14 protein-coding genes are annotated in these 12,207 nt (G+C 59.6%); 11 read left to right on the forward strand and 3 right to left on the reverse strand.

Annotated features, from left to right (window positions below; all coding sequences use genetic code 11):
* Positions 1–45 precede the first annotated feature (45 nt).
* Positions 46–2,514: an excinuclease ABC subunit UvrA gene (locus FGD77_RS15945; protein WP_255011145.1), complete on the forward strand. Its 2,469-nt coding sequence runs from the start codon at positions 46–48 to the stop codon at positions 2,512–2,514.
* A gap of 75 nt (positions 2,515–2,589) precedes the next feature.
* Here the strand turns inward: FGD77_RS15945 and FGD77_RS15950 are convergent, their stop codons facing one another.
* Both FGD77_RS15950 and FGD77_RS15955 read right to left on the reverse strand, forming a co-directional pair.
* Positions 2,590–3,030, reverse strand: coding sequence for a GFA family protein (locus FGD77_RS15950; RefSeq protein WP_255011147.1), 441 nt, complete (start codon positions 3,028–3,030; stop codon positions 2,590–2,592).
* A gap of 46 nt (positions 3,031–3,076) precedes the next feature.
* Entirely contained in the window at positions 3,077–3,286 is a 210-nt protein-coding gene (locus FGD77_RS15955; protein ID WP_255011149.1) for a hypothetical protein, read from the reverse strand.
* Positions 3,287–3,798: 512 nt separating this feature from the next.
* On the opposite strand from FGD77_RS15955, the gene FGD77_RS15960 reads away from it, so the two are divergent.
* Both FGD77_RS15960 and FGD77_RS15965 read left to right on the forward strand, forming a co-directional pair.
* On the forward strand, positions 3,799–4,704 hold the full coding sequence (locus FGD77_RS15960) for a bestrophin family protein (RefSeq protein ID WP_255011150.1): 906 nt from the start codon (positions 3,799–3,801) through the stop codon (positions 4,702–4,704).
* Between the two features lie 178 nt (positions 4,705–4,882).
* Positions 4,883–5,545, forward strand: a complete 663-nt coding sequence (locus FGD77_RS15965; RefSeq protein ID WP_255011151.1) for a hypothetical protein — start codon at positions 4,883–4,885, stop codon at positions 5,543–5,545.
* 81 nt (positions 5,546–5,626) lie between these two features.
* On the opposite strand, the gene FGD77_RS15970 is transcribed toward FGD77_RS15965, so the two are convergent.
* The gene (locus FGD77_RS15970; protein ID WP_255011152.1) at positions 5,627–5,902 is read right to left on the reverse strand and encodes a hypothetical protein; all 276 of its coding nucleotides are present in this window, start codon (positions 5,900–5,902) and stop codon (positions 5,627–5,629) included.
* Positions 5,903–6,005: 103 nt separating this feature from the next.
* Between FGD77_RS15970 and FGD77_RS15975 the strand changes: the two genes are divergently transcribed.
* The 8 genes from FGD77_RS15975 to FGD77_RS16010 all read left to right on the forward strand — a co-directional run bounded on the left by FGD77_RS15975 (position 6,006) and on the right by FGD77_RS16010 (position 12,185).
* Positions 6,006–6,227 (forward strand): hypothetical protein, encoded by a 222-nt coding sequence (locus tag FGD77_RS15975; protein ID WP_255011153.1) that lies wholly within the window; start codon positions 6,006–6,008, stop codon positions 6,225–6,227.
* 189 nt (positions 6,228–6,416) lie between these two features.
* Positions 6,417–6,941, forward strand: coding sequence for a cytochrome C oxidase subunit I (locus FGD77_RS15980; protein ID WP_255011154.1), 525 nt, complete (start codon positions 6,417–6,419; stop codon positions 6,939–6,941).
* The gene (locus tag FGD77_RS15985) at positions 6,934–8,373 is read left to right on the forward strand and encodes a cbb3-type cytochrome c oxidase subunit I (protein ID WP_255011157.1); all 1,440 of its coding nucleotides are present in this window, start codon (positions 6,934–6,936) and stop codon (positions 8,371–8,373) included. The genes FGD77_RS15980 and FGD77_RS15985 overlap by 8 nt, the downstream gene beginning before the upstream one ends.
* A 1-nt stretch (position 8,374) precedes the next feature.
* Entirely contained in the window at positions 8,375–8,974 is a 600-nt protein-coding gene (locus tag FGD77_RS15990) for an SCO family protein (RefSeq protein WP_255011159.1), read from the forward strand.
* Positions 8,971–9,561 carry a hypothetical protein gene (locus FGD77_RS15995; RefSeq protein ID WP_255011161.1) on the forward strand — a complete coding sequence of 197 codons (591 nt, stop codon included), beginning with the start codon at positions 8,971–8,973 and terminating at the stop codon, positions 9,559–9,561. The genes FGD77_RS15990 and FGD77_RS15995 overlap by 4 nt, the downstream gene beginning before the upstream one ends.
* A gap of 92 nt (positions 9,562–9,653) precedes the next feature.
* Positions 9,654–10,673, forward strand: coding sequence for an IS1595 family transposase (locus FGD77_RS16000; RefSeq protein ID WP_255005374.1), 1,020 nt, complete (start codon positions 9,654–9,656; stop codon positions 10,671–10,673).
* Between the two features lie 217 nt (positions 10,674–10,890).
* A complete protein-coding gene (locus FGD77_RS16005) occupies positions 10,891–11,862 on the forward strand; it encodes a DnaJ C-terminal domain-containing protein (protein WP_255011162.1) in 972 nt (323 codons plus the stop codon).
* Positions 11,859–12,185, forward strand: coding sequence for a hypothetical protein (locus FGD77_RS16010; RefSeq protein ID WP_255011164.1), 327 nt, complete (start codon positions 11,859–11,861; stop codon positions 12,183–12,185). The genes FGD77_RS16005 and FGD77_RS16010 overlap by 4 nt, the downstream gene beginning before the upstream one ends.
* Positions 12,186–12,207: the final 22 nt, after the last annotated feature.

Here is a 12,207-nt window from a genome sequence, read left to right on the forward strand (position 1 = left end):
AATAAACCTGAGACTGTCGCCTGCGACCCTGACCACTGCATTCAGGTGCGCGGCGCGCGTGTCCACAATCTGAAAAACATCGACATTGATCTGCCCCGCAATGCGCTGGTCGTTTTTACGGGTATTTCGGGGTCTGGAAAATCCTCGCTGGCCTTTGGGACGCTGTTTGCGGAATCGCAGCGCCGGTATCTTGATTCCGTGTCGCCCTATGCGCGCCGGTTGATTGATCAGGTTGGTGAACCGGACGTCGATGCCATCGACGGCCTTCCGCCAGCGGTCGCGCTGCAACAGCAACGGGGCGCGCCGTCTGCGCGATCCTCGGTCGGGAGCGTCACGACGATATCCAACGGCCTGCGCATGCTGTATTCGCGCGCCGGGCAGTATCCGCGCAGGCAGCAGATGCTTTACGCGGATGCGTTCTCGCCCAACACACCTGACGGCGCCTGCCCGCGATGCCATGGCATCGGGCGCGTGTTTGAGGTGACAGAAAAGCTGCTCGTGCCCGACGATACGAAAACCATCCGGCAGCGCGCCGTCGCTGCGTGGCCGCCCGCGTGGCAGGGTCAAAACCTGCGCGACATCCTTGTTTCGCTCGGCCATGACATCGATATCCCGTGGAAGGATCTGCCCCAGAAAACGCGCGACTGGATCCTGTTTACCGACGAAACGCCGGTCGAGCCGGTTTACGCCGGGTTCGACCCAGATGAGACGCGCATCGCGCGGCAGCGCAACCTGTCGCCCAGTTACATGGGGACATTCACCAGCGCGCAGCGCTACGTGTTACACTCGTTTGCAACGACGCAAAGCCATCGCACCAAGAAACGTGTGTCACAGTTCATGCAGATTTCCGAGTGCCCGGACTGCAACGGCAAGAAGCTGAAGCGCGAGTCGCTGTCGGTGAAATTTGCCGGACTGGATATTGGGGAATTGTCGCAACTCACGCTGAGCGAGCTAGCCGGGCGGCTGCGAGGTGCTGCCACTGCAAAACCGGAAGAGAGCGATTTGCACCCGGAGAAAACCATCGTGGCACAGCGCATTGCCAGCGATATTCTGGCCCGCGTCGAGACGCTAACAGCCCTTGGGCTTGGATACCTGTCGCTGGAACGCAGCACGCCAACCTTGTCTCCGGGCGAGTTGCAGCGCCTGCGGCTGGCCACGCAAATCCGCTCGCAACTGTTCGGTGTGATCTATGTTCTAGATGAGCCGTCTGCGGGGCTGCACCCATCGGACACGCTGGCATTGCTGGGTGCGCTGGATGAACTCAAAGGCGCCGGCAACTCCCTGTTCATTGTCGAACATGATGACAGCGTCATTCGACATGCCGACTGGATCGTGGATATCGGGCCGGATGCCGGAACGCATGGCGGGCAAGTTGTCTACAATGGCCCGATAGACGGCCTGCGCGGCGTGCAGGAGTCCCATACCGGGCGCTATCTGTTCTCGCCTGATATCTCTGCGGATCGCACGCCAAGACACCCGTCAGGCTGGCTAAAGCTGGAAGGGATCGACCGAAACAACCTGCGGAGTCTGGACGTCGAATTCCCGCTCGGGGTTTTGACAACCGTCACAGGTGTATCAGGTTCGGGCAAATCCAGCCTTGTCAGTCAGGCGCTCGTCGAACTCGTTGGCGACGCGTTGGGGCAAAAGAAGCCTCTTGAAGCCCCAAGCGGTGACGCCGAGTTGCTGGAGCGCGAACTGGAGGCAGCCACCGGCGGGCGGATTGTTGGTGGGATGGTGCATGTTCGCCGTTTGGTGACCGTTGACCAAAAGCCCATCGGGCGCACGCCGCGCTCCAACCTTGCCACATATACCGGTTTGTTTGACCACGTTCGCAGGCTGTTCGCCGCGACCCGCGACGCGAAGGCACGCCGCTACGATGTGGGGCGCTTTTCTTTCAATGTCGCAAAGGGTCGTTGCCCGAATTGCGAAGGCGCCGGTTTTGTCAGCGTGGAGCTGCTGTTTCTTCCCAGTGTCTACGCGCCCTGCCCCGTATGTCACGGCCAACGGTACAACGCCAAGACGCTGGAGATCACCTACCGCGACAAGAACATTGCCGAAGTGCTGGACCTGACGGTCGACATGGCCCACGCATTTTTCCGCGATGAACCTGCGGTTTCGCGTGCCCTAGAAGCTTTGCTGCAAGTCGGCCTCGGCTATCTGCGCCTCGGTCAGCCCGCAACCGAGCTTTCGGGCGGCGAAGCACAACGGATCAAGCTCGCAACGGAATTGCAACGCGCGGGTCGAAGCGACACGCTGTATGTTCTGGACGAACCCACCACCGGCCTGCACCCCGCGGATGTGACTATGCTGATGGCACAATTGAACGGGCTGGTCGAGGCAGGCAACTCCGTCATCCTGGTCGAACACAATATGCTGGTCGCCCGAACCAGCGACTGGATCATCGACATCGGCCCCGGTGCTGGCGACGAAGGCGGCGCCGTCGTCGCGCAAGGGCCACCGGCCAGTGTGGCAACGTCAAAAGCCAGCCGAACCGCGCCCTTCCTGTTTCCGTAACGCGCGCTTCAGCGTGACGTCTGTCAGTCGCCCACAATGACCGATGATGCCAAGATCAAGAATGGGACCGCCCGCTCAGGCGGGTTCGGGCCAGACAAATTCCGGGCGCAGGCCCTCATAGACCGGGCGACCGTCCGATGGTTTGGCGTAATCTTTCGAACCGTCGTAAAATGCGTGATAGGTGGCCTCGGGGAACGACGAGTCATTGTAGCCCATGACATTCGGCACGGCGACGCGGATGCGTTTCTGCTTGTCGTCAAGCATCAGGGCGGCGCCGCACTCGGCACAAGTGCAAAGCTCGAGCGGGCCGTCGGGGTTATCCTTGTTGAACGGCTGGCGATTCATCTTTTCCGGGTGGTCGACCGACAGGTCGCCGTAATTGAAGAAGGCCACATGGGTGGTCTGCTGGCCGGTCACGCCCTTGCAGACATTGCAATGGCAGACGTGATTGTCGATCGGCTCCGCGTTGGCACTGACGTGGACGTGATCGCATCCACCTTTATAGGAACTGGACATTGTCTCTTCTCCTTGTGTGAATATTTCGCTCGGCCTCAGGCATAATCTAACACCAAACGGTGGAAAATTGCGAAAAAACCTTGCCGTGGCGCCCATCTATGGCGCTAAAATCCAGCACAGGAAAAATGGAACGCGGGCTGGTATCAAGGGCGACAATTGCAACACCCAGCTTTGCGGCCATGCTCTGCGCGCCGGTTTTCTGCATGAAATTCTCATTGGCGAAGGTCGGCACCGACAGCCGATAGAGCACCGGCACCTATTGCCCCTTCGCAGTCTGCGACGGCAGGTAGATAGCGAACCGCATGTCGCGGTTCAACGGGGTCAAGTGGTGTGTATACTGCTAGGTCCCAGGGGGCTCGCGTCGCTTTGGTTGATGGGGATGTCGCTCGTGCAGCGGGTAATATGCGGGACACCCTGTATTTCTATCCCGCCATAATCATATATCTTTACAAATCAGTATGAGGTTAGCGTAACAATGGAGGCGCGTCTGTTCGCAAGGGAGGCGTCGATTTCCAGTTGGGAAGGAGTGTCCGAATTTGTCGCCGACGCAGAGACCGCAAGCCTTACAGCCGCCAACCGGCTGGGGATTTCCACAGCGCAGGTCAGCCGTCAGATCGGGGCACCTGAAGCGCGGTTGGCATCATGCACCGGACGCGATCCATCCACAAAACCAGCCCCTGCCGCCCGAGGTGCTGCTGCTAGACCATCTGAGCCAAGGGCTGGACTGATCTTGCGCTTTTTGAAGCTGCAATCGATGGGGAAAATCAGATGATCGTCAGAGAGCACCCGTCTTCACTCCAACTTTTCTTTGTGATGCAAGGATCGGTTGTGCCGAAAATCATCGGCAGGATCATCGGGGTCGCCCTGTTGTCGGCGACTATCCTGGTAATCGATCAACGCGTCGTCACCTTGCCGCATATTTCGATAGGCGCCATGGGGATATTTGGCGTCGCGCTGTCGCTGTTCCTTGGGTTTCGCAACAACGCAGCCTATGACCGTTGGTGGGAGGCCCGCAAACTTTGGGGATCAATGATCGCCGATGTGCGCAATCTGGGGCGACACATGTGTGTCTTTGTCGGGAAGGGGTCAGACCGCGAGCATATCCTGTCCTGCGCCGTCGCGTTTGCCCATCTTCATCGCGGTTTTTTGCGAAAAGTCGACGTACGCTCTGACATAGTTCCCTGGATCGGCGAGGCGAAATCTACAGCGATGATTGCGCGCAACAACCCTGCAGATGCGGCACTACGGTCCATGGCCGATCAAATTGGCAAACTGAGTGAGAAAGACGCCATCAGCGGTTTTGGCCAGATGACCATCTCGCAGACACTGTCCTCATTGGCACTGGCACAAGCGGGATGCGAGCGGATCGTGACGACGCCGCTGCCCTTCGTGTATTCCCTGCTGGTGCGCCGAACGACCTACCTTTACTGCTGGTTGCTGCCCTTCGCGCTGATCGAATCCACCAGTTGGTTCGCCCCGGTATTTTCGGCGGTGGTGGCCTACGTGTTCTTTGGCCTCCAAGCAGTGACCAATGAGCTGGAACTGCCGTTTCGCAATGTTCAGAACGGCCTGCCGCTCGATGCGATGTGTCGCACGATTGAGATTTCCGCGTCAGAAGCACTGGACCGCCAGCCCCCGGAACCCTTGAGCGCGACGAACCATGTGCTGACTTAGGTTCACGGCGAAAGCGCGCCATTGTCCCCGCTGGCGACATCCCGCGTGGAGCGCATCACAAATGGGTTCGGCGGCACTTGTTGATAGCGCATGCAGTGGACAAATGACCGCGTCCGGCCCATCACTGCGCTGCGGACACCCACCAGTCCGGATGACTGACCAAAGGAGAAAGCCCTGAATGTTGCTGCGCATCTCAATCATCGCCTTAGTTCAGTGGGCGATCGTTGCCCCTGCGTGGGCGGCCAGTTGCAGAACCTCGCTAAACGGGACACTTCATCAGATTGACTACACCGTGTCGCAGAGGGATCTGAGCGGCACCGGCCAGTACATCCTGAAAAAGGAAATGAAGGGTAATACATCGGTCCGCGAAAGGCTGTTCGGGCGTTGGGGCAAAGTGGATTGCCCCGCCTATCTGACGCTGCGGGAATTTACGCCCGGCCTGACCGATGCAGAGCGCAAGCCGTTCTGCCTTGTCTACGACAAGGATGCCGATACCTATACGGGGTTCTCTGAGGGGGATCGCAATGCCTATCTGATCTGCAACAACCCAAAGACATTCTGCGAACGCGTGAACGCCACCAAGGACGAAGCGCGGTCCTACGCGCAAACGGGCCTTGATATGGCGATGAACACGGCGCAATCCGCGCTGTCACCCGATGTTGGAGAGATCATCAGCCACAGTTCCGGGGCGCTGATCATGAAAGGCTCCGGCAGCTTCATCTCCGGCGTATTGGGGACTTCGGGAACCTCGATTGGCGCAGCTCTGACCGCGCCCGCCGTCGTTGCCGCCGGTGCGGTGACGCTGGTCGGGGTGGGCGGCGCCGTCTATTTCTGCCGATAACAGTTCAAAAGGCACCTCTGGACGCCTTAACATGCCCGTTTCGTGCCGCACTACAGCCCTGCAAGCCCAGAGCCCGAGAGATTACTTTCCCGCGGTCAATTTCTCGACCGCATTCGCAGTGCGCAGAGTGTTCTGATAAATGCCAACACCCAGATACATAAATCCTCCCATCAAGACGACGTAAATCGCGCCGACAAAGAGGAAAATCAAAGCAGCGAAGATCCCCCCGGACTGTCCGTAAGGTCCGTAACCTCCGCCAAAGGCAATTCCGAAAAACCCGATGATGATACCGATGCCCATCAAAACGATGATGACGCCGATAAGCTTCTCAAGGGAGTGAATAAAAAAATCTCGCATGTTTTCTCCTTGGGGGTGGATGCCTGATCACCTGTGAGCTTGAATATCTTATCAGTTTAAGATGTCAAATCTTAAGATTTACATCAATTGGTTACGGATTTTCGTGGAAACGAACCCGCTCTGCGGCGAACCTAAGGAAAACGCGTTCGTATACACGCTGCTCTTTGCCTCGACCATCAAACTGAAAAAATCCACGTTGCAGGTGGACCGCGCGAAACTCAGCGATGCCGACATCACGGAATTTGAGGCGAGATTCAAAATGCAGGATCCTGAAATCAAACGAAAACCATATGCACGGCGCCCCACAAGTCAGCGCCATGCGTAATCGAATCCGTCTGCGGAATTCAGATGACCTGCGAAAGTAGCGTCAGCGTCTATTTCTTGCTGGAATCCGGGGCTGGAGAAGGCCGAAATCTGCATTTGCATGAAAATTCTGAACTGTCTTGACAGGTCATCAGTTTCCGTCGAAATAGGTATCTTAAATACCGATTAAATCAAGCGCAGAGGAGACGCTATGCAGATGACGGTTCTGGCCATCAGCCTCGTTGTGATGGCATTGATCAGCCTTGTCTTTATCGGTGCGATCCGGTCAGGCGGCAGGGCACAGGCGCCGGGAAGTGTCGAACGTCGCCGCTTGGCGCTGATACTGGCGATGCTGGCGGTCGGCATCGTGGTTACGATCGCGTCCCTGCGGCCTTGGCCACAAGCCGTCGCAATGACAGCGGATACCCCCACCATCAATGTCACAGGCGGGCAATGGTACTGGGAAATCGATAACACGGAACTGCCACAGGGTGTTCCGGTCATATTCAACGCGCACACAGAGGACGTGACCCATGGCTTTGGCGTGATGAACGACGTCGGCCGACTGTTGTTCCAGGTTCAGGTGATGCCGGGATATGTCAATCAGGTCCAGTATGTCTTTGACACACCGGGCGAGTACACGGTGGTTTGCCTCGAATACTGCGGCGTTGCCCATCACGCGATGATTACCGACTTTACAGTGGTGACAAACCAGGGGGGCGACGACAATGGCTGAAGCAAGGTATGCGCCACAGACGGCGATGGTGAAGTTCACGATGATCCTGGTCGGTGTCGTGCTGATCCTGATGATGACCTTCGGGTTGATCATGCGGCTCAACCAATCCGGCATGATCGAAATCGACCCGATTCTGTTTTACGAAATTCTTACCGCCCATGGCGCCGGCATGGTTGGCACCGCCGGACTGACCGGCGCGGCGATCATGTGGTATTTCATGGGCCGCTACGTGCCGCTTGTCGGCGCTGTCTACGCAATCTTTCTGGGCCTTTTCCTGTTGGGCGTTGTGCTGATCCTTGGCGCCATTTTCGTGGGAGGTTACGCCGGCGCCTGGACGTTTCTCTACCCTCTTCCCGCAATGTCTGGCGGCCTTTGGTCGGGCGGCGCCGCGGCGATTTTCCTGTTGGGGTACATTTCAATCGGCGTCGGCTTCTTGCTGATGCATCTTGAGGTCGGTCGCCAACTCATTCGCGCCTATGGCGGCGTCGGCGGGGCCTTGGCCTGGCCGTTGATTTTCGGCAAGGGCAAGCCCGAGGATGCGCCGCCTGCGTCGGTGATCGCGGCCATGGCCTCGACCATATTCAACGTGCTCGGAATTGTCGTCGGCGCGGCAGTTCTGGTGGCGAGCATCGTCAACCTGCTGGTGCCCGGGTTCGCCGTAAACGCGCTCTTGGCCAAGAACATGATCTATATCTTTGGCCATATCTTCATCAACGCCGCGATCTACATGGCGGTGATCGCAGTTTACGAGATTGTGCCGGAATATACCGGCAAACCGTGGAGAGCATCGCGTGTCTTTGCAATTTCGTGGAGCGTCATCCTGCTCTTTGTCGTCATCATCTATCCGCACCACCTGCTACAGGACGTCGCGATGCCAGCCTGGGCGCTGGTCATGGGGCAAATCATCTCATACCTGTCGGGTATCCCGCTTCTGGCGGTCACGGCCTTTTCATTGCTGGTCTATCTGCGCGCGGGGCCGGTCAAATGGGATCTGGCGTCAGCGCTTCTGGTTCTGGGCGTGGCCGGGTGGACCGTGGGGGTGGTTCCGGCGGTCCTTGACGGGATGATCATGGTCAACCGGGTGATGCACAATACCCAGTGGGTGCCGGGGCATTTTCATATCTACCTCCTGCTCGGCGTCGTCGCGATGGGCTTCGGGTTCATGGCCTGGCTGGTGCGAGACGCACGCACGGCAGGGTTTGGCACCCTTGATCGTCTGGGGGTCGGCGTTTTCCTGACAGGTGGCGCAGGGTTCACGCTGATGTTTCTGATCTCCGGTGCCATGTCGATCCCGCGCCGCTGGGCGGACCACGCGCCGGAATGGCAACCTCAGGCTGTCATCGCGTCGGGCTTCGCCGTTCTGACCATCCTCGGGGCGCTGTTGATCGTGGTGCTCTATTTGCGCGGATTGACGGCCCGCAAAAGGGCCTGAGATGCGCGTTGCGCTGATCGCGTCGACGCTTGTCCTGGCGACGGGCGTCGGCGTTTTATGGCACGCGACCGACGAGGGACGCGCGCTAACCACCGAGACCGCGCGGCGGATCAACGTGGCCGAGACTTTGCCGCGCGTTCCCGACGCAGCCCTGGAAACCATGACCGGCGCGCATCTGCAGCTCCATCCGGGGCCGGGTCAGATCACGGCGGTTGAATTCATCTACACCACATGCCCTACAATCTGCCAAAGCGCAGGCGCGGATTTTGCCCGCTTGCGGGACGCGGCGGCCGCCATTGCGCCACAACTGCGGCTGATATCCCTGTCATTCGATCCCGAGACCGACGATCCCGAACACCTTGCGATCTACGGCAACTGGCACGGTGCGGATGGCGACATCTGGACAGTGGCGCGCCCCTCGCGTGCGGACTTGCCCGGACTTCTGGACAGTTTCGGGGTTACCGTGATCCCCGATGGCTGGGGCGGCTATATCCACAATACGGCGATCCACCTTCTGGATGACCGGGGACGATTGGCGGCAATCGTCGACACTGACGATATTGACGGCGCGCTCGCTGCGGCCAGACAGATTTTGAGATGAGCCGCGCGGCGCAGATATTGACCGGGGCCGGTCTGCTTGCACTGGCGTTGCTGGCGCGCGGCTGGCTAGAAGCGACGCCGACACGTCACATGCTGGTGCAATATCCGATGCTCATCGCGGCCGGGGCCCTGATTGCCGGGTCATTGGTGCAGTTCGGCGCGGGCGCATGGAATCGCGGCGGGGTGGCCAGTGTGCTGACCGCGATCTTCGCCATGGCGTTCTGGATGCTGCCCCGCATGCTGGATGCTTCTGTCGCCGCACTGTCGGCGGACCTTCTCAAGGCGGCAAGTCTTGCTGCCCTGATCGGTGGCGGCTTGCGTCTGGGCTGGCCGCGCGCGCACCCATTGCTTCGCGCGGTTCTCAAGGCACAGGCGATTTCGATGCTTGGTATTCTCGCCTTTCTATACACGCATGCACCCGGGCGGCTGTGCAATGCCTATCTGCTGGACGACCAGCAGCGTCTGGGTGAGATGTTCCTGCTGGCAGCGATCGCGCTTGCCGCATTATGGATCATCCCTCTGTTTGGTTTCTCCCACCCTGCCCCCAAACCGTCGGCCCAGGCATCAGGGCCGCCGAACCCGCATTGAATTTGGCTGTGTCTTGATATCGTGTTGGTCGGCGTTCGTTTTGCCAGAAATGGCCAATATTCCACTCTGGTCGCAATAAACCGGAGGCCTCCGTGTCATTGAAGCAAGCCACGAATATCAGCCAGCACGCGTTCCGTCAGTTCCTCGATCGGATCATCCAGCTTACCCCGCGACAGATTGAGGATCTGCTTTCGCGGGCGCACGATGTCCGCCAGAGGCGGGCTGCATTGGCAGAAATAGAAACACGAACAGAACAAGAACGCAAGTGCCCACATTGCAACGAAGAGAGGCGCCAGAAATGGGGACAAACGCGAACCGGTGTGCAGCGTTATCGCTGCGACTGCTGTCTGCGAACTTACTCTGGTCTCACCGGAACCGAGATTTGCGGACTGCACCGGCACGATCTTTTCTTGGAGGTTATCCGGAATATGCTGTCGGACACGCCTCTCTCGTGTCGCAAACTCGCCGCGCGTCTCGGACTTACAAAAGATACGATATGGCGGTGGCGGATGATTATTCTGGAATCACTTGCAGAGGCTTGCGACAAGGATTTTAGCGGCGTTGTGGAGGTCGATGAGACCTATCAGCGAGAAAGCCGGAAAGGCTCTCGTGAGTGGGCAAATCACGCGGCTAACTCCAACCAGTATCCCGCTCCACCTCGGCCGCAGTGGTATGTTTATCGCAGCGGACGGATCAAGATGGCGCGCGGCCTCTCGCAGTGGCAGATCCCCTTGCTGACTGTGATGGATCGGGGCGGCAGGCGTCTCTTCGCACCGATCGCAAACCGCCGAAACCGGACAATCGAAATCGCCCTGGCACCGATCATTCCAGATGATGCGGTGCTATGTAGCGATGGCTTGAGACCATATCGCTCTTTCTGCAAAAAGCACAGCCTCACACACTACGAGGTCTCGAACAAACTTGGGAAACGGGTTGTCGCCGGCGCGTTCCACATCCAGAACGTCAATGCGTTGCACGCGCGATACGATGCTTTCATTCGACCGTTCTGCGGACCAGCGACGAAATATCTCTACCGCTATCTGCGCTGGTTCCTCCTTCGCGCCAAAATCAAGCCCGAAGCCGCCTTTCAGAGCATCCTCGCAGCAACCTGATCAGGAGATCTGAACATTCCCAACACGATATAGCGACACATCCTTGAATTTCATCCAAAGCCCCGGGCCAAACGCGATCATTTGACCGCGAACGCGGTAATCTCATCCCGTTGGAGACGATCACTTACCGGGACATTCCATGACGCTGGCGCCAGTTGCCGGAACGCCGCGGGATGACTAAGCTGCGCCGGACTCCATTATCAACCGGATGAACATCATGGCCAATGACCCCTACGCCGCGCTTGGCTTGGACAAGACCGCAGATGCCGCCGCGATCAAGAAGGCGTATCGCAAGATTGCGCGCACATCGCATCCTGATCTGAACCCGGACGATCCCGCCGCCGAGGCCCGGTTCAAGGCCGCGAATGCCGCTTACGAACTGCTGAAAGACCCCGAAACGCGCGCGCGTTTTGACCGGGGCGAAATCGGCGCCGACGGAACCGAACAGGCACCGCGCGGGTATTACCGCGACGCGGCGGGCGGACCACAGGACAGCTACAGCAGGTCAGGATTTGATGCCGGGCGCGGCGGCGCGCAGGGCGATTTCGGCGGCATCGACCCCGAGGATATCTTTGCCGCCTTCGCCCGGCACGGGCGCGGCGCGGGCGGCGGCGACCCTCGCGGCGGCTATGCAGGTGGCGCGCGGTTCGACATGCCGGGGCAGGATCAGCGCTATACGCTGGAGGTGCCGTTTCTGGATGCCGTGCGCGGCACCAAGACCCGCATAAGCCTGCCCGGCGGCGGCGATCTGGCGGTGACCATACCCGCCGGCGCCACGGATGGCCTGACACTGCGCCTGCGTGGCAAGGGCGGTGCTGGCTATGGCAGCGGCCCACCGGGCGACGCCTATGTAACGCTGGCGGTCGCGGACGATCCAGCCTTCGAGCGGCAGGGCGATGACATCCACACCCGGCTGGACATCTCGCTGGACGAGGCGGTGCTGGGCGCCAAGGTGCCCGCGCGCACCGTGGACGGCGAGGTCAATGTGACCGTGCCCGCCGGCGCCAGTTCGGGCCGTGTTCTGCGGCTGCGCGGGCGGGGCGTCAAACGGCGCGGCAGCGATGCGCGGGGGGATCATCTGATCGAACTGCGCATCGCCCTGCCCCCCAATATCGACGATGATCTGCGCAGCTTCATCGAGGGCTGGCGCGAAACCCATGCCTATGACCCGCGGGGAGGCCGGACATGACCGAACAATACACAGAAACCGACCTGATCGAAACTATCGCCCCCCTGACCCGCGACCGGCTGCTGCACTATGTCCATCTGCGCATCGTGCAGCCAGTCCAGACAGAACACGGTGCCCGCTACCGCGAGATCGACCTGCGGCGCGTCACCCTGCTGTGCGAGTTGGCCGACGACATGGATCTGAACGAGGACGCTTTGGTCGTGGTGATGAACCTGCTTGACCAGCTACACGGAAGCCGCGCCCGGCTGGACGCCGTGATGACTGCGCTGGCTGCTGAGGATGAGCAGGTGCGCGCGCGCATCGCCCGATCCCTGATCGGGTAGGCAAATCGCCTATTTTCTGGTC

The sequence above is a fragment of the Roseovarius sp. M141 genome (assembly GCF_024355225.1).
In the GTDB taxonomy this organism is placed as follows: domain Bacteria; phylum Pseudomonadota; class Alphaproteobacteria; order Rhodobacterales; family Rhodobacteraceae; genus Roseovarius.